The organism is Streptomyces bugieae (assembly GCF_036352915.1).
Lineage (GTDB): Bacteria > Actinomycetota > Actinomycetes > Streptomycetales > Streptomycetaceae > Streptomyces > Streptomyces endophytica.
The window spans coordinates 56,225-73,351 of record NZ_JAZBJP010000027.1 but is presented as its reverse complement, the minus strand read 5'-3'; the positions used below and the strand labels follow the sequence as shown (position 1 = coordinate 73,351).

Here is a 17,127-nt window from a genome sequence, read left to right as displayed (position 1 = left end):
CCTTGACGTCAGGGATGGTGCTCACCCTAGGAGTGGAGTACACGCTCGGTGGCTATTCGCCGGGGATTGAATAGGGGCCGCGAGGCTCCGTACGCTGGCCGGTATGGACCCGGCGGACAGCGCGACAGGGACGGTCTCGGCAGGGAGATCGACCGGCACGCGCCTGCCGCCGGGCGACTTCGGCGTCGTCCTGGCCACACTCCGGGCGCGTCGGGGGTGGAGCGTGCGCGAGTTCGCCCGGCGTGCGAACGTGTCCGAAGGGCAGATCTGCAATCTGGAGAGCGGGTTGCGCAACCCGACGCCCGCTGTAGCGGCGGCATGCGACGCGGCCTTCGGCACCGGCGGGGAACTCGTCGAGCTGGCCGGGGCCGGCCGGCGCGGCGCCCGGACCGAGGGCATCGTCGAGGCCGGCCCCGTGGTCGCCGGATACGAGCGGGTCCTGTGGGAGCTGAAGGGCATCGGCAGATCCACCGGACCCAGGTTCGTCACCGCCTCGATGAAGTCGATCACGCGGATCCTGACGGACGCCGGCCCGCATGCCGTTGGCGAGCAGCGTGCCGAGATCTGGCGGCTCGCCTCAAGGTTCGCCGAATACACGGGGTGGATGGCACAAGAGGCGGGAAATCCCGCGGAGGCGTTGCGCTGGACGAATCTCGCCGTCCGCTGGGGCGCACTCGGCGGGGACGAAACGGTGGCCGCGTATGCCCTGGTCCGCAAGGCGTTCATCGCCCAGCACCGCGGTGACACCCATGCGGCGATCGGATTCGCTGACCAGGCGGCCGGGCACCCGGCAGCCAACCCGGTGATCCGCGCGCACGCCGCGCGACGCGCGGCCCAGGGGCATGCGTGCCGTGGCGATGCGGGGGCGTGCCGGGAGGCACTGGAGCGGTTCAGAGGCTACGCCGCCGAAGTCACTGGCGACCGGACCCCTCACTGGGGCCCGCGCATCGAGAACGGCAACCCTCGACTCATCGAGGCGTCCTGCATGCTCAGCCTCCGTCGCTTCGAGCTGGCCGCCGACCTTTTCGCCGCCGAGCGCCGGCGCCGGCCGGCCGTCCCGGCGGACGACAACTCCCAGGCCCGCTTCGCGGTTCGGCAGGCGACAGCCCTGGCCGGTGTCGGCCGCCTCGACGACGCCTGTCAGATCGTCGAGGCCACGCTGCCCGTGATCAAGCGCATCGACTCGGCCACCCTCCGCGCCGAGCTGGGCCCTTTCGTCGAACAGGCCCGGACCCGAAGAGCCAGCCCGGGCCAACTCGCCCTCATCGACGCATCGACCGCCCTCGCGATCGGCTGACAGTCGCGATCAGCTGGCAGTACGGACAGAACTGGGGTGCTGGTCGGTGAGGTCGGTGACGCGGCTGGCTGGGGTGTGGCCGCTGATTCCGGTGTGGGGTCGGTGGTAGTTGTGCGGTCCAGCCAGTCGGGGAACGCTGCATGCCGCTCACTTTGTGAGGTGTAGGGCTGGCAGTAGGCGCAGACTTCCCACGACGCGTCGGCAGTACGGCACCACGAGAGTCTCAGGGGTGGCGGTGCGGACGGGGTGGCCCTGGGCCGCCCGGTTTCCACACGCCCTTGGCGTGCACCAGGAGCTGGTCAAAGTCGTGGCTGTCCAGGTCCGGCGCGGGCGGCAGGTCGATGCCGATCCCGCATTGCCAGAGCACACTTCGCATCCTCGCGCAGGGCCGGGCCGAACGCCCCTACCTACCGCCGGGAATGGCGCCCTCAAGAGCTCCTCACGCAATGCTGTTTGCAGGCGGCGCCAGCAGATGAGTGAGCATGCGAATGCGAGGAACGCTTCGTGAATGTCGTCGCGGGTCTCCCATCGAGTACGCAGACGGGCGTGGGGGTGCCTATGGGTCGCGATTCTCCTGGTAATGACCTGCCGGGACAACGCCGCGCTGGGACTGTCCTCTCCGGCGATCGTCGCGAGCACCGCGTGGCGGCCCCGGGTTCTGCGTTCACGTGAGCCAGGTCGATAGTGAGTACAAGCTGGCCACGGCTGGGCAGAAAGCCGGCGACCTCGCGGGCCGGATTCCGGGCGCCGGTCCGGGCTCGCGCGCAGCAGGCTGGTGCAGCGGAGCCCTACCGTTGAGCGAGCGGCCTGGTCTCCTTTCGGGCGGCAGCTCACGCCAAGCGGCGCAATTTCCCATCCGAAAGCCGCAATCACGGCGGCGGCAGAAACCTGCGGTAGATCCTGTGGCCCGACCGTGAAGACAGGGGCACAAGGCGCCCCGATACTCGGCTGGGCCCCGACCGACAGGTTCCGTCTCCGGGGCCGATGACACGTCGGCCCCGGGGTGGCGGATGCCCGACCCCGAAGGCGGATGATGCGCCCGCGACTCAAATCCGATGTGCTGTACGTGCCGACGGGTGACGGCGTCCACGTCTTCGGTGCCGGTGCCGACCTCGCCCTGCGCGGCCGGTCCGCCTATCAGTGGCTGGACCGGCTGGCGCCACATCTCGACGGTTCGGTCGAGCTCGACGACCTGGTCGGGCGACTGCCCGACGACAAGCGGCAGGTCGTGCACTCCCTCGTGGGTCAATTGCACGCCGCCGGCTGCCTTATCGATGCGGAGGAGGAACTGCCGCACCGGCTCACGCGGCGGGAGCTGGAGACGTACGCGTCCGAGATCGCATTCATCGAGTACCACTGCGACTCCGCGGCGCGGCGGTTCGAGACCTACCGCGACAGCGAGGTCGTGGTGGTGGGCGCGGGCCCCGTATTCGTCTCGCTGGTCTGCTCGGCGCTGCGCTCCGGGGTGCGGCAGCTGCGAGCCGTGTGTACGGAGAAGGCCGTCACCAACGCCGAGCGCCTGGCGGAGCTCACGGCCGAAGCCGCCGCGCGGGATCCAGAGCAGACGTTCCGTCATGTTGCCTGTGACAAAGGAGGGTTGGAACGACTTGTCGGCCAGGTGGGCGCGGTGATTCACGTCGCGGACGGTAGTGGAGTCGACCGGGCTCTGCGACTCGACGAGCTGTGCCGGAATGCGGGCACACTACTGGTGCAGGGGCTGGTGGTGGACGATGTCGCGTGGCTGGGGCCGGCCGGAGCCGACTGGCGATCGGCGTGGTTGCGGCTCGACGCCCGCAGACCGTTCCGGCCGAATGCCTTCCTCACCGGGCCCGCCGCCGCGGTGGTCGCCGCGCACTTGGGGCTTGCGGCCTTCACCACACTCACCGGGATCGTCGGCGCCATGGACGCCGCGCATGGTGCGCGGAAAGTGACGCGGATCGATCTGGAGACCCTGCGCACCTCGACACATGCGTTTCTGCTCCACCCGGCGGCGGCCCCGGCCCGTCCGGAGACGCGAAAGGAGTTCAGGCGGCGCATCGAACGACTCGGTGCCGCGGCACCACTGGACGAGGACACGTTCTCCCGGCGCGCGGCCCGTTGCTTCGACCCGTACATCGGTGTTCTACGCGCCCTCGACGAGAGAGAGTTCACCCAGGTGCCGCTCAACGTGACCGAGGCGGTGCCGCGCGCGGAGGGCGAAGCGCCGGTGCACGGGGCGGGGACGGGCTTTGCCGCAGCACGCCGGGACGCCGCGCTGCGCGGGCTCGCCTCGTACGCGGCGCACCACCCCGACGAACGCCGCTACGGCCCCGGTGGCACCGTGTGGGGTTGGGCCCTTGACGAGCGGCGCGCGGAGGCGGTGGCGGCGTGCCGGGTGTTCACCACGGACCACGAGGTCGGAGTGGCCGCCCGGCTCAGCTGGGACGAGGGCGTGGCGGACGGCCTCGCCCAGCAGTGCGTGCGCCTGGCTCTGCGCGATGTGGCGGAGGGGCGGTCGCGACCTCGGCCCGTGCGGCTGCGGCCCGATGCCATGGACCCCGGGGAACGGCGTCTCCTCGACCTCCTGTCTGCCTCGCGCGGCTCGGTCGAGGTGGCCGATATCGGGGAAGCGCTGGGCGTGCCTGTCCTCGCCTGGTGGCAGGGTGGCCGCCCGGCCGCCGCGACGTGCGGGGAGGATGCGGTCGTCGAGGGGCTCCGCGCCGCCCTGCTCGACCGCCAGTCGGTGATGACGGGCGAATCCGCCTACGCACCGGCCCGGCGGGGGCTGCTCGGCGCGCCTGTCACCTGCGACGACAGTGCCGAGTTGCCGGTGCCGGCCGGGCCCGAGCGGATGGTCGAGGCGTTGCGGTCGCGAGGGGCGCGCCCGCTCGTAGTGCCGCTCGACCACGATCCGGCGGTGCACGAGGTGCTGCCCTTCGTCGTGCGCGTCGTCATCGCCGACGAGGCCGGGGACGAGGACGGTCCGGCGGGAGCGGTGCGGCGGGTGGAGGCTCGGGGCGATGCGTAGCGCCACAGTCGGGCAACACGGTTCCGTCGGCCTGCGGTTCTGGTGGCGGACCTTCGAGGGGGTCCAGGACCTCTTCGCCGAGGGCCACGGCGAAGAAGGCGGCCCGGACGACCCGCTGCCGGTCAAGACGTACCGCGAGCTGCCCCGCCACGTACTTCCCGAGCCGGCGCGGCGGATAGGGGACGCGCGCTGGTCCTTCGAAGCCTTCCGCGACGCCCACCCGCAGGGCATCCCCACCCTCGACGTCCTGGACCAGCGCGCGCTCTCCGCGCTGCTGTACTGGACGTACGGGATCGGCCGGATCGAGCTCGGTCCGCATGCCGTGTGGCCCTATCACCGGATGGTCGCCTCCGCGCGCTGTTTCCACCCCGTGGAGCTGTATGTGTGGCTGGCACGTCCGGCGGGTGAGCTGCCCGCCGGGTGCTACCACTACAACCCGGCGCACCACTCCGTGACGCTGCTGCGCGAGGGCGGTGTGCCGCACGCGGTGCGCATCGGCGCAGGTGTGCGCGCGGAGGCGGGACTCCTGGTGGCTTCCGCCTGGTTCCGCAAGACCGCGTTCCGCTACCGGGACTACGCGTACCGGCTGTGTGCGCAGGAAGCGGGAATGACGGTGGGGAACGCGCTGCTCACCGGTGCCGCGCTCGGGCTCCGCGGGCGGGTGCACTATCGCTTCCACGATGAGGTGGTCAATCGCGCCCTGGGGCTCGACGGGAGGGAGGAGACGGCGTTCGCCGTGCTCGACCTGGCCCCGGCCGGGGAGGCGGCGCCGGCGCAGGCACGTGTCGCATCTTCTCAACAGCCCTGCCTTCCATGCGAGTTACCGCATATTCAGCCCGTTCATGTACAGACCGATCGCACGTCCGACGGCACGTGGTCCGGTCTGACCGCGCTCGACCTCACCGCCCGGCTCGCGGGGCCCGGTGCCGCCGTCGCCCCCGACGACTTTCGCCTGCCTGTCGAGGCGTCGGGCCCGGACGGCGTCCTCGGGCTCGCGGGGCCAGAACCCGGGGCCGGTGGAATGGACCTGGCCGCCGCGCTGCGTGCCCGGGACTCGGGCGGGCGGATGTTCCTCCCGGACGCCCGGCCCGTGGCCTTCGCACGACTGGCGTCGGCACTGCGGTATGCGCTGGAGCCCGTCTCGTCCGACCATACGGAGGCGCCGTGCCGCCCTCTCGTGGGGGCCTATGTTCTCGTGCTGGGCACGGACGGGGCCTCCCCCGGGCTGTACCGGTTGGCCGCCGGCATGGAGCCGCCCGCCCTGTTGCGACTGCCGGCGCGGGACTGGCGCGCCGTGGTCGGCATGCTGTGCGACCGGACGCCGGCGGTGAACGCGGCGAAGGCCGGTGCCGTCGTATTCCTCACCGCCGACCGGCTCGCCGGGGACCGGTGGTTCGGCGCCCGTGGGTACCGCGTCCTGCACCAGGAGGCAGGGATCGTCGCCCAGCGGGTCAGCGTGCTCGCCGCCGCGGCCGGGCTGTCCGCACGGATCACCAACGGCTACCACGACGGGATGGTCCGGGACCTGATCGGCCTGGACGCCGCCCAGGTGCCGGTGTTCACGCTGATCGTGGGCCGCCGCCGGCCCACCGCCCAGTACGAGCCGGAGCTGATCTGGTGAACCGCACCTGCGGTGCCTCGCGGGCGGCGCACGTCCCTCCTGCGGCCGGTCCACGGCCTCGCCCGCAGCCCCGTACTGCGGCCGGTCCTGCGGTCGGACCGTGAAGACACCGCACGCTCGCTGACCGCAGGATGCGGAGCGACCAGTCACTGGCCAACTTCTCATCCATTCAAGGAGAAAGGGGATCGCGATGCAGAACGAACTCGTCCTCGACCTCGCCGACCTCAGTGCGGACGAGCTGGAGATCCTGCCGACCTCGCCGGGCGCGAGCCTGGAGACCGTGAACGTGGGCCACGCCATGGTCGAGATCGGCGCGTCCAACTGCACGTCCACCGGTACCCCGGCGAGCTGCTGTTCCTGCTGCTGCTGCTGAAACAAGCGGCAGCACGGCCGCGTTCGGCGGGCCCCGCGCCCGCCGGACGCGGCGTCCCGGCGAACGACGAGGATGTGACATTGACCGACGCAGCGACAGCCTCCCGCACAGGACGGCTCGCCGAAACCCTCCGCCCGGCGCACCCCGCAGACCCCACGACAGCCCCTGCGGCCCCCGCGGCCCCCATCGCCGTCGTCGGCAAGGGCGTCCTCGCCTCGACGATCCGTGTCGCCCTGGCTCGTACGAACCGGCTGGTCCCGGAGGAGGACCCCGCGTGTGCCGCGGTCGTCACGGCCGAAGACGGCTGGATGACCGCGACCGAGCCGCCGCGTCCCGACGTACCCTGGCTACCAGTACGGGTCGAGCTCGGCCTGCTCGTGGTCGGCCCGACGACCGTCCCGGGGCGGGCCGGCTGCGCCCGCTGCGCCCGGACGCGCCGGCAACGGGCTCTCGGCAAGGACAGTCCGCGCGCGGCTCTCATGGAGCGGCACGGTGACCGGCTCGCCGATCGTGCGTCACCGATCCTCACCACCTGGGCGTGCGAGACGGCCGCCGTGCTCGTCGAGAGCGAACTGAGGTCCACCTCCAGTCGGTTGACCGACAGCGCCCTCGCCTTCCTGTCGTTGACGACCATGGTCATTGACGTGCACCGCTTCCTGCCCGACCCGGCGTGCACCTGGTGCGGCGGGCTCCCCGAGGACCGGCCACCCGTCCTCATGGAGCGGCCTCGGCCCAAGCTCGCCCCGGATGTCCCGCGCGTGCGCGACCTGAGGGCGGACTGGGAGGATGTGGTTGCCCGATACGTCGACGGACGCACGGGACTGGTCCGGCAGCTCGACGTGCGGACCGACTACCCGTATCCCATGGTCTCTGCCCCACTGCACCTGCCGGGCGGGGAGCAGGAAGCCGGGTTCGGCCGCGACCTGGATTACGGGGCCTGCGCCCGCACCGCGCTCGCCGAGGCCCTGGAGCGGCTGGGCGGGGCCCAGCCCGGCGGGCGCCGGACCACGGTGCGGTCCGGCTACGCGGAGATCGCCGACCGGGCACTGTGCCCGGTCGACCTGGGCCTGTACCCGCCCGAGCGCTATGCCGAGCCGCACTTCCCCTATCCACCGTACGACCCGGACCTGGAGCTCAACTGGGTGTGGGGACACTCCTTCGCCCGTAATGCCCCCGTCCTGGTTCCGGAGGACTACGCGTACTACCGCACCCGGCACGGCAACCCGGCAGCACGGCCCCTGGCGTACGAAGTGTCCAACGGGTGCGCGCTGGGCGGCTGTCTGGAGGAAGCAGCGCTGCACGGGCTGGTCGAACTCGCCGAGCGGGACGCGTTCCTGCTGACCTGGTACGCCCGCCTCCCCGTGCCGCAGGTCGACCTGCGGACGGTGTCCGACCCCCGCATCGGTGCGCTCGCCGAGCGTATCCGGCAGGACAGCGGCCACCGGGTGCTGGCCTTCGCCACCACCCCGGAGCACGGCATCCCCACGGCATGGGTGATGGCCATAAGTCCGAGCGGACCGGGCCGGGCCGACGAGCCCGCCGCGGTCTGCGCCGCAGGAGCCCACTTCGACCCCGAAGGCGCCCTGCGGAACGGACTGTTGGAACTCGCGGCGAACCTGGGGTGGAACCGGGCCGCCTTCCGCGAGGAACGAGAACGCATCGCGGCGATGGTCGACGAGCCGGATCTGGTGCGCGAGATGCGGGACCATGCACTGCTGTACTGCCACCCGGCCGCGTTCGACCGGTTCGCCTTCCTGCTCGGCGACGGCGGTGACGCCGAGACGGGCGGCCGGCCCGTCGAGGAGGCGTTCGCGCACGCCACCTGCCGACCGCGCGGCACGGATATCCGCGAGGATCTGGCCGAGGCGGTGGCTCGGTTCACCGACCGGGGCCTGGACGTCGTCGTGGTCGACCAGACCACGAACGAGCACCGGGCGGGCGGGCTGGCCTGCGCGAAGGTGATCGTGCCGGGGCTGCTGCCGATGACGTTCGGGCACCGGATGCGCCGCACCCACGGGCTTCCCCGGCTGCTGCGGCTCCCCTCCGAACTCGGATACCGCGGCGATCCGTTGGCCGAGAAGGACATCAACCCGCACCCGCACCCGTTCCCGTGACGTCCGCGCGCCACCCACGACCCCCGTGTTTTCGCACCTCCCGTGACTGGAGTCGGCCATGACCGAGGACTTCACCACCCCGGACACCTTCGGCGTACGGATCGGCGGGCTGCCCGCGCCCATGCTGGACGATATGCGCTCGCCGGAGTTGTGGCGCCAGGCCGAGTCCGTGCGGGACCTGGAAAACCAACTCGACGGCCAGGCATCCTTGTTGTCCGACAGTCTCTACGAGCAGATCGGGCGAGGTGGTTCCGCCAAGCCGCTGCTGGTGGCCGTGCGTCGGGCCATTCACAATCGCCGTCCACTCACCGAGCGTCACTGGAACGACGCCCTTCGGACGCTGCTCCCCCGGGCGCTCGTCGAACTGGTGGACGCCTGGGCACAGCTGCGGGCCGGCCATCAGGAGGCGGTGACCCGGCTGGACGACATGATCACTCACCACATATGCAGCCAACACGTACTGTTGCGCAAAGCAGCCTCCGACCCCGTCCTCCAGCACGGCCTCGTCCTGAGCAGTCCGGTGCTCCTCGCCGAGGTACGCAAGTGGCTCGCGCGCCCTGACGAGCGGGCGCCGGAACGCTCGTTGGCGCTGCGGCTCGCCAAGTACCTTGCGCGGGTCAGCATGAAGACCAGCCCATTCAGCACCTTCACCGCCAGCGGCCTGGGAACGTGGAGCGGCGTTCAAGGAGACCGGGCGTCCACCTGTCCTGGGGTGCACACGGTCGCCGAGCTGAACGTGTGGGTCGTCCAACAGGTCGTCCGCGCCCTCGGCAGCCGCCCCGAGCTCTCCGGGCGCGCGCGGCTGCGCCTCAACCCGAGTGCCGTACTCACCGACGGCCGCTGGGAGTTCCTGGGGACGGGAGCCGAGGAACCGCTGCGCACCCTGCCCGTGGCGGCTGCGGTGCGGGAGTGCGTGGAGGTGGTGCGCGAGGGCCGCCCCACACGCGAGGAGGCGGCTCGCCTCCTCGCGGAGCGCACCGGGAGCGACCAAGCCACGGCCACGGCGTACCTGGCGCGCCTGGAGGAGCTGGGACTGCTGGAGGCCGAGTGGCCCTTCGCCGACCAGACCCTCGACCATGTCGCCGAGGTGCGCTCCTGGCTCGCCGGGGCGACAAGTACTGAGCTCGTCGGGGTCGAGCGGGAACTCGCCGTCATCGCGGACACCCTGGTCGCCTATCCCCACCTGGCCGATCCGGCGCAGCGGGTGCGCGCCACCGGCGCCGTCGAGCAGGCACTGCGGCGGATCAGGGACTTGGCCGGTCCGGACCGGATCAGTCTGCCCGCCAAGAACAGCGTCATCGAAAACGCCCTGGTGGGAGCGCCCTTCCCCGGACCGGATCGCCGCGCTTGGGGGCGGGTCCTGCGCGACCTGGATGCCGTGCGGCAGTGTTACGCCGTACTCGACCCCGGCCTGCCCGGACGGGTCGCGATCGCCGATCTGTTCGCCGAGCGCGTCGGCCCCGGCGAGGCGGTGCCATTCCTCACCTTTCACCGGCTGGTCCAGACGTGGCTGCGCGAGGAGCCCGCGTTGCCCTCGCTGCTCTCGGTCGCGGTCCATGGTTACCGGGCGATGCACCAGCACCGGCTGCCCCGGCTGGGCGAACTTGCCGCGCTGCGGGAGCAACTGTGTGAGGTGGTCCGCGCGGTTCCGGCCGATGCGCAGGGCGTCGTCCGGGTCGCCCCCGAGCGGCTGCTCTCGGTGGTGGAGCGCAGGCCCGCATGGATGCGGGCGCCGGACTCGGTGACCTATTACGGCCAGCCGCTCGGCACCGGCTCCGCGCCCGAATTCGTGGTCAACGCCGTCAACTCCGGGCACGGCCGGGGTCGGGACCGCATCCGGCGACTCCTCACCCAGGCGGGGCTCGACGCGGTACGGGACACGGCCGTGGACACCGCTCCCTCGCCCCCGGGCCTCATCCATGCCGACACCTGCCGTCACTTCGGCAGCAACGTCGGGCTGCGGGTGTCCGCCGTCGCCACGGAGATCGAGTACCCCGGAGGGTTGAGCGTGCGGCCCCCCGGGCACCGTATCCGCCTGGGTGACCTGCTCGTTCGGCACGACCCCGGCCCCGGCCTGCTCGCCCTGCACACGCGGGGGCGCGCCGGTGAGGTACGGCCCGTCCACCCCAACCTGATCGCGGAGCTGTGGTTGCCGCCCGCGCTGCGCCTGCAGATGCAGACCTTCGGTGCGACATCCAACCTGCTGATCCCGGGGCGGCGGATGTTCGGCGACCCGTCGCTCTCCGAGGTGCGGGAGGTCCTGGCGGAACCGCGGGTGGTCGTGGGCCGTACGACGGTCAGCCGCCGGCAGTGGGTGCTGCCGCCGGGCGCCGTGCCGAGGCGGGAGAAGGGCGAGAGCGACCGTTCTCTCCTCTTACGGCTGGTCGGGTGGCTGGCGGAGCACGGGATGCCGCAGCGGTGCTTTGTCCGCGCACTGGACCCGCAGTCGGTGGTCAGTGGGGAGGTGTGGCGGATGAAGTCGCGCAAGCCGTTGTACGTGGACTTCGCCAACCTGTTGCTCGTCGGGGTCTTCGAGCGGCTGCTCGCCGCCGGTGCGGGCCAGGTGGTGTTCCTCCAGGAGGCCCTGCCCGGCCCCGGCGAGATGCCGGATCACGACGGCAGCGGGCCCCGGGTGACCGAATTCCTCGTCGAGATCAACGAAGGACGGACACGATGACCATGACGAACGGGCTCGGCGACAGCGCCCGCCTGGACCCGGCGGCCGCACAGGCAGCGGACTGGGTGTGCGCGCACGTCTTCTACGACACCGACCAGGACGCGCTGCTGACACGGTGCGTCGAACCGTTGGTGACCGAGCTGGAGCAACGCGCACTGATCCAGCGGTACTTCTTCCTGCGCTACTGGGAGGGCGGCCCCCATGTGCGCCTGCGGCTGCTCCCCTCCCGTGCCCGTGACCGCGCCGGCGTGGCGGAGGTGGCAGAGCGTCGCCTCGGCGCTTTTCTCGCGGAGTCGCCCGCCCCGGACGTCGTGGACCGCTCCCGCTTCGCACAAGTCGCGCAGGGACTGGCAGGGTTGGAGGGCCGTGCGGGCCATGACGGCACGGTGCGGGCCAATAACACGGCGGAGTTTTTGCCGTACGAACGTGAGCACGCCGACTACGGCCGCGGGCCCGCCATCGCCGCCGTGGAGCGGCACTTCTGCGAGTCCAGCCGGCTGGCACTGTCGGTGGTGTCGGCGGGCGCCTCGGTGGAGCAGCGGGCGCTGCTCGCGTTCGACCTGGTGGTGGGCGTGTTCGCGCTGTGCGACGAGGTCCGCGACCGGTGGGCGCGCCATGGTGGGCCGCCGCTGCCATTCGGGAGCGGCCCCGAAGCGGCCGATGTCGAACCGCGCTACCACGCCCAGCGGGAGCAGCTGCACGCGCGGGCCCGGCGCACCTGGGAGCTCGCGGCCCGCCCACCCGGGAACGACCAGCGCGGATACTGGCTGGCTTCGGTACGGCGACTGCGCGACGAGCTGCATCACATGGAGGAGACCGGCCAGTTCGTCGCCGACTGGGCGGACTCCCCTCTGGCAGAGCCTCTGGACCTGGCGGCCACCGCCCACCCGGCCACCAGTCTGGTGCTTTTGCGCTGCGCCCATCTGGTGAACAACCGGCTCGGACTCACTCTGTGGCAGGAGAACCAGCTGCGGTTCCTCGTGGGGCGGGTGCTGTCCGAGCTGCCCGAGGCGCAGGGCGTCGCATGACCGGATCCGCCGGGGCGTCCTGGTACAGCCTGCATGTCCACCACCATGACGAAGCAGCGGAGCCGGAGCTGATCCTGGGGGCCGTCCGGCCGGCGTTCGCCTCGGTGGGCACCTGGGTGCAGGGCGCCTGGTTCGGCCGGCACTGGCTGCGTGGACCGCATCTGCGCCTCAACTTCCTTACAGAGGCGTCAACATGGCATGCGCAGGTGCGCCCCCAGGTGTTGGAAATCGTCACGGACTACCTGCGGGCTCGCCCTTCCACCGTCCGCTTGGACTCCGCCGCACTCGCGCCCGTTCACGAGCGGCTCGCCGAACTGGAGATGGAGACCGGGCCGCTCCGTCCCTGGGTGGCGGACAACACCGTCGTGGAGCGTCCGTACGACCACCGGCTGCACGTACTCGGCTCGCTCCGAGCGAGCGAACTGCTGGCCGGGTTTCTCTCCGACACCACCGACCTCGCGTTCCGGATGTACGAGCAGCTGCGCACCGCCCCGCTGCCCGTATTGGCCCTGGACCTGATGTGGACCACGGCGGCCGCGGCGGCGATCCCGTTCGAGGACGGCAGAGCCCCGATCGAGCGGGGCGTGCTGTCCCTGCGTTCGCACGCGGACGCCTTCCTGTCCCGCACCAACGATCCGGTGGCCTACCGCGCCCGCTTCGACGAGCGGTTCCACCGGCAGGAAGCTGCCCTTGGCGCACGGTTGCGGGAGGTGGAAGCGGCACTCGCGGAGCCGGAGGGCATCGATCCCCCGCCGGGCTCGGGGATGGCATTCGTAGGGGAGTGGGCGCGAGCCGTGCGCCGGCACCAACGGATCGCGCAGCCGCTGCTCGCTTCGGGCGAGGTGTCGATGGGCGGGGCGGCGCTGGCGCCGCGCATGCCGACACGCAAGACCAGCGAATTCCACCAGCTCCTGCTCTCCGACCACGGGCACCGGGACTTCCTCGTCGAGGACGCATGGTTCGCGTCGTTCCGCCTGGTGATGAACTACCTCTACCTTCACCTCAACCGGCTGGGGCTGGCGCCCGTGGACCGCGGGCTGCTGTGCCATCTGGCGTCGCGGACCGTGGAGTCGTTGCACGGCACGTCGGCGTCCGCCAGCTTCGCCCGGTACGTCGCCGAACCCGACGGGAGCGAGGAGCCCGCCTGGCGGCGGATCGGCGCCGAGTGGGCGGAGGGCACGCGCTGAGCCCCGCCCCGGCCTGCCCAGGCGTCAGCCGCCGCTGAAGACCTGAGCGAGCTGTCGGCGGCCGCTGATGCCCAGCTTGCGGTACGCACCGGACAGGTGGAACTCGACGGTGCGTACGGCGACGAACAGCCGGCCCGCGATGTCGCGGTTGGAGTGTCCGTCTTTGGCGAGGTGGAGGATCTTCCGTTCCTGAGGCGTCAGGCAGTCCAGGAGCGGAGAGGCGGAGTGCGGGGCGGCGTGAACGGCGGACTCCGGGGGTACGGACGACCCCGCCACGCTCGCAGGATCGGGCGCGGCTCTGGGGGCCCCAGGGAGCGCCCATGGTCCCCGGCCCGCCTCCCGGAGCGACCTCCAGGCGCCTTGGACCTGCCGTGCCAGCGGCTCCGCGCCGCACGCGCGGGCGAGCCGGAGGGCCGAGAGCAACTCGGCACGGGCCGCCTCCCCGCGGCCGAGCTCGGCAAGCCCGGCTCCCAAGTCTGCTTGCACGAAGGCATGGTGCAGGTGGTCCGAGGAGCGGGCGAGCATCCCGGCCGCATCCGTCAGCAGGTCGATGCGCCGCTCCCCGGACTCGGTGAGGGCCAGTGCGTGCAATGCGGTACCGATGGACTCCGGTGTGCCCCAGCGGCGGGCGTCCGCCGCCTCGGCGCCTGCGAGTTCGGCGGCCTCCTTGCGTTCACCCCGCGCCGCTAGGAGCCGAGCAGCTCGGGAGCGCCAGGGCAGCACCGCGGGGTTCCGCACCCCCACCTCCTCCAGGAGGCGACCTGCCGCAAGCAGGTCCTCCAGGGCGCGGGCGGGGTCGTCGCTCTCGTGGACCGCCGCTCGCGCGGCCAGGGCGTACGCCGAGTCCCGCCGCCACGGCAGCGGGCCCCGGTCCAGGCCGCTCTCGGCCAGCAGGGAACGCGCTGAGTCGACCAGGCCCTTCAGGACGTGCACCTCGACCAGAGCGGCCACGCCGGTCACGGCCGAGGGGTGACCGGTGGCTGCGAAGGCGAGCAGGTGGTCGGCCATGGGGGTCAGGGTGGTGTCGGCGCCGTGGAGGTCCCCCCGGGCCCGCAGGACCGCCGCGCGCAGCAGCTCGACCTTTATGTGGTCCCAGCGGCCAGGGCGGGCGCCGACAACCTGGCGCCCGCGGCCGCAGTGCGTCCACGCTTCGGCTACTTCGCCGGCCGCCACAAGTGCACCGCAGGTGCGCCACACCAGGGTGGCCGAGCCATCCCCCTCAGCCCGGGGCAGGCCCTGCCGGGCGTACCGGACGGCCGCCCCCCGGTCGGCCCCGGCGTCGACTGCTTGTACCGCGCGCAGCGCCGCGAGCTCGCGGCCCGCGTTCCCGCGGTGCGGGGTCCGGCAGGTCAGGTTGCCCAGCGGATCCGCAGCCTGCGCCAGCCACAGGGGACCACGACGGCAGGCGAACGCCTTGTGCAGACGCAACCGCAGCTGCCAGGAACCGTCCCCCGGTGTCCGCCCGAGGCGGGCCGCGGCATCGTCGAGCACGGTGACGGCGTCCTCGGCCCGGCCGCACTCGGCCAGTACGGCGGCCAGTGCCAGCGCGTATTCGAGTACGACGCCGGGGTCCTGGGACTCGCAGCGCGCTGCGTCCAGGAGGCGTACGGCGCGCTCCGGGTCGACAAAGGCGTCCAGCTCGGCGAGTTCCCGCCGCACGGCCAACTTTTCATGGGGGCGCAGGGGTTCGCGGAGGGCTGCGCGCAGGCAGCGGGCCGCGTCCTGGGGCCTGCCCTTCTGCTCCAGCTGGCGTGCGGCCAGCCACAGACAACGCATCGCCCACTCCTCTCCCACTGGGCCGGCGGCGACCAGGTGGTGAGCGACAGTCGTCGTAGCCGCCTGCCGGTCACGTAGGAGGGCCGCCGCCCGCAGATGTAAGGCGGTCCGGGTGCCGGCGGCGATTCGGCCGAGAACCATGGTTTCGAGGAGTGGATGACGGAACGCCAGCGGGGTGTGATTGGCGAGGAGGCAGGCGTCGACGAGCTGGTCAACGGCACCGAGCGCCTCCTCGACCGTCAGCCGGGCCAACTCGGCGCTGTCCACGACCTCAGCGCCGCCGCCGAGCACAGCAACGGCCCGCGCCAGGGCCAGGGCCGAGGCGCTCAGCGGCGCCAGCCACCGGTCAGCTCCTGCCAGCGCGCCCGACGCGGCGGTGGTGCGCAGCGCGTCGGCCGTGGGAGCGCTGCCGGTGTGCGGCGCCAGCAGGGCGTGCAGGAGGGCGGGGTTGCCGCCGGTGAGCTCACCGCACACCGCGGCGGTGCGTGTGTCGAGGCGGACGCGGCATCGTGCGGCGGCAGCTTCGGGCAGATCGATCGTCAGCAGCCCCGGGAGGTCAATGAGCTCGGCAGCGGCAAGGAGCGCGGTGCCGGGCTCGCCCCAGGCCCCATCCACAGGGCCGGAAACGGCCTCGACCCCGGCGCCCCAGATCCTGACCGTGAGCACGATCGCCAGCGGCGCGGGCGGCAACGTCCGGGAAAGATCCAGCAACCACCGCAGTGACCAGCTGTCGACCTGAGCCATGTTGTCCACGCAGAGAGCGACCGGGACGTCCCGTTCCGTCGGCACGGCGGCGATCAGCCCCCCGGGACCATCGCCGGGCGGTGTCCGGTGCTGGATCTCCACGAGTTTCCCACCGCCGGCTCGTAGTTGGGCGATGAGCCGGTTGGCTGCCGCGTACGGACGGTCCTCCGCTCCCGTCCCGCGCACCGTGGCGACGCGGAACCCTGCCGTGGACGCTTCCGCTCCGAAAACGTCGAGCAGCGTCGACTTCCCCGCTCCCGGCTCGCCACGAACGACCGCTACGACGGGGCCTCGGTCCCTGCGGGACTCTTCGAGCACGGCCCGGAGCCGCGCCTTCTCGCTCCTGCGGCCGATCTCCCCGAGCGCCATGAGCCCCTCCCGATCGCCGACCGTCGTGCACCGCTCTACGCACAGAGCCGACAATCAGTTCACTGGTCACGGAATTCGCGTGAAGTGCGTATTTAGGCAGTCGTCTTGAAAAAGACCCCTTATGGCCAGATGTTGCGATGAAGCCAGGCTCCTGACAGACAGCTCGGCGCATACAGTCCAGCGCCGCACGCGACACCGGCCACCACGACGGTCAAGGCGCCGTCTCACCGCACCAGCCACGCAACCCCGACACCGCCCCCATAACGCGAACTCCCCCTTGGGAGCGCTCTCCTGCAGCAAGAGCATGCGCAGCACGCGTTCTGAGCGACAAGCCCACCCGATACACCCATGGCGTCATTTCAGCCGTTGCCAACGGGTCTTGAGGGCGTCTCGCGACTGGGCACCTTCAGCGCCACAGCAAAGAGCCCTGAGAAGCCGAGGAAGGGCTGGATAGCGTCGCGCGGCACGCCGGGCGGGACGCGCCGCCAGGGAGCTGGGTGGTCGTGGCATATGGGGCATCCGAGTCGCCGTCATAGGTGTACGTGAGCAGACCGGCCTGGCTGAGTTGCGGCAAGGCCGCAGTGAGGACCTCGGGGGACGTGCGCAGGGTGAGTGCGGAGGGACGCATGGGGAGGCTGGTGATGTGCCCGGTGGGGCGTCCGAGCGCGGGCGCGGCGGTGGCAAGATCTGCGAGAAACGCCGGCAGCGCCCCGCTTCGAGGGTTGAGCGGGCCTTCGCCACCCGCGGAGCCAGCCAGTCGTCGAGCGCGAACGTAAGCTGCTCCAGCTCAGGTTCGGGGCGGAGATGACGCAAGCCGACATCGGCAAGGAGCTCAACCTCTCCCAGATGCACATCTCCCGGCTGTTGAACCGGGCCTGCAAAGGCTGCGGGAGGGCTTGCTCGCCGAGTCGTGAGTGAGACGTCGTTTCACTTG

The 17,127-nt window shown here is 71.8% G+C and carries 10 protein-coding genes and 1 pseudogene; 9 read left to right on the top strand and 2 right to left on the bottom strand.

Going from position 1 to position 17,127, the window contains the following annotated elements; all coding sequences use genetic code 11:
* The first annotated feature begins 103 nt into the window (after positions 1-103).
* A complete protein-coding gene (locus tag V2J85_RS30160; protein WP_261953996.1) occupies positions 104-1,297 on the top strand; it encodes a helix-turn-helix domain-containing protein in 1,194 nt (397 codons plus the stop codon).
* A gap of 223 nt (positions 1,298-1,520) precedes the next feature.
* Here V2J85_RS30160 and V2J85_RS30155 read toward each other — a convergent pair whose 3' ends face one another.
* The gene (locus V2J85_RS30155; protein ID WP_330823358.1) at positions 1,521-1,664 is read right to left on the bottom strand and encodes a hypothetical protein; all 144 of its coding nucleotides are present in this window, start codon (positions 1,662-1,664) and stop codon (positions 1,521-1,523) included.
* A 699-nt stretch (positions 1,665-2,363) separates the two neighbouring features.
* On the opposite strand from V2J85_RS30155, the gene V2J85_RS30145 reads away from it, so the two are divergent.
* From V2J85_RS30145 to V2J85_RS30115, 7 genes are all read left to right on the top strand, one after another.
* Positions 2,364-4,304, top strand: a complete 1,941-nt coding sequence (locus V2J85_RS30145) for a hypothetical protein (RefSeq protein ID WP_261953995.1) — start codon at positions 2,364-2,366, stop codon at positions 4,302-4,304.
* Positions 4,297-5,925 carry a SagB family peptide dehydrogenase gene (locus V2J85_RS30140; RefSeq protein WP_261953994.1) on the top strand — a complete coding sequence of 543 codons (1,629 nt, stop codon included), beginning with the start codon at positions 4,297-4,299 and terminating at the stop codon, positions 5,923-5,925. Before V2J85_RS30145 ends, V2J85_RS30140 begins: the two co-directional genes overlap by 8 nt.
* 190 nt (positions 5,926-6,115) lie before the next feature.
* Complete coding sequence (locus tag V2J85_RS30135; RefSeq protein ID WP_261953993.1) at positions 6,116-6,298, top strand: hypothetical protein; 183 nt, start codon at positions 6,116-6,118, stop codon at positions 6,296-6,298.
* A gap of 80 nt (positions 6,299-6,378) precedes the next feature.
* Positions 6,379-8,412, top strand: a complete 2,034-nt coding sequence (locus V2J85_RS30130) for a TOMM precursor leader peptide-binding protein (protein WP_330823327.1) — start codon at positions 6,379-6,381, stop codon at positions 8,410-8,412.
* A 58-nt stretch (positions 8,413-8,470) separates the two neighbouring features.
* On the top strand, positions 8,471-11,089 hold the full coding sequence (locus V2J85_RS30125; RefSeq protein WP_330823326.1) for a lantibiotic dehydratase: 2,619 nt from the start codon (positions 8,471-8,473) through the stop codon (positions 11,087-11,089).
* On the top strand, positions 11,086-12,117 hold the full coding sequence (locus V2J85_RS30120; RefSeq protein WP_330823324.1) for a lantibiotic dehydratase C-terminal domain-containing protein: 1,032 nt from the start codon (positions 11,086-11,088) through the stop codon (positions 12,115-12,117). Before V2J85_RS30125 ends, V2J85_RS30120 begins: the two co-directional genes overlap by 4 nt.
* Entirely contained in the window at positions 12,114-13,304 is a 1,191-nt protein-coding gene (locus V2J85_RS30115; RefSeq protein WP_261953989.1) for a thiopeptide maturation pyridine synthase, read from the top strand. Before V2J85_RS30120 ends, V2J85_RS30115 begins: the two co-directional genes overlap by 4 nt.
* A gap of 24 nt (positions 13,305-13,328) precedes the next feature.
* Here V2J85_RS30115 and V2J85_RS30110 read toward each other — a convergent pair whose 3' ends face one another.
* Positions 13,329-16,193, bottom strand: coding sequence for a LuxR family transcriptional regulator (locus V2J85_RS30110; RefSeq protein WP_330823323.1), 2,865 nt, complete (start codon positions 16,191-16,193; stop codon positions 13,329-13,331).
* Between the two features lie 762 nt (positions 16,194-16,955).
* Here V2J85_RS30110 and V2J85_RS30105 point away from each other — a divergent pair.
* Positions 16,956-17,107: pseudogene (locus V2J85_RS30105) on the top strand (sigma-70 family RNA polymerase sigma factor); the annotation flags it as partial.
* Positions 17,108-17,127 lie beyond the last annotated feature (20 nt).

Bases quoted from the DNA above. Each gene is read 5' to 3' on its own strand.
- V2J85_RS30160 (WP_261953996.1), top strand. From the start codon at position 104: ATGGACCCGGCGGACAGCGCGACAGGGACGGTCTCGGCAGGGAGATCG.
- V2J85_RS30140 (WP_261953994.1), top strand. From the start codon at position 4,297: ATGCGTAGCGCCACAGTCGGGCAACACGGTTCCGTCGGCCTGCGGTTC.
- V2J85_RS30135 (WP_261953993.1), top strand. From the start codon at position 6,116: ATGCAGAACGAACTCGTCCTCGACCTCGCCGACCTCAGTGCGGACGAG.
- V2J85_RS30125 (WP_330823326.1), top strand. From the start codon at position 8,471: ATGACCGAGGACTTCACCACCCCGGACACCTTCGGCGTACGGATCGGC.
- V2J85_RS30120 (WP_330823324.1), top strand. From the start codon at position 11,086: ATGACCATGACGAACGGGCTCGGCGACAGCGCCCGCCTGGACCCGGCG.
- V2J85_RS30115 (WP_261953989.1), top strand. From the start codon at position 12,114: ATGACCGGATCCGCCGGGGCGTCCTGGTACAGCCTGCATGTCCACCAC.
- V2J85_RS30110 (WP_330823323.1), bottom strand. From the start codon at position 16,193: ATGGCGCTCGGGGAGATCGGCCGCAGGAGCGAGAAGGCGCGGCTCCGG.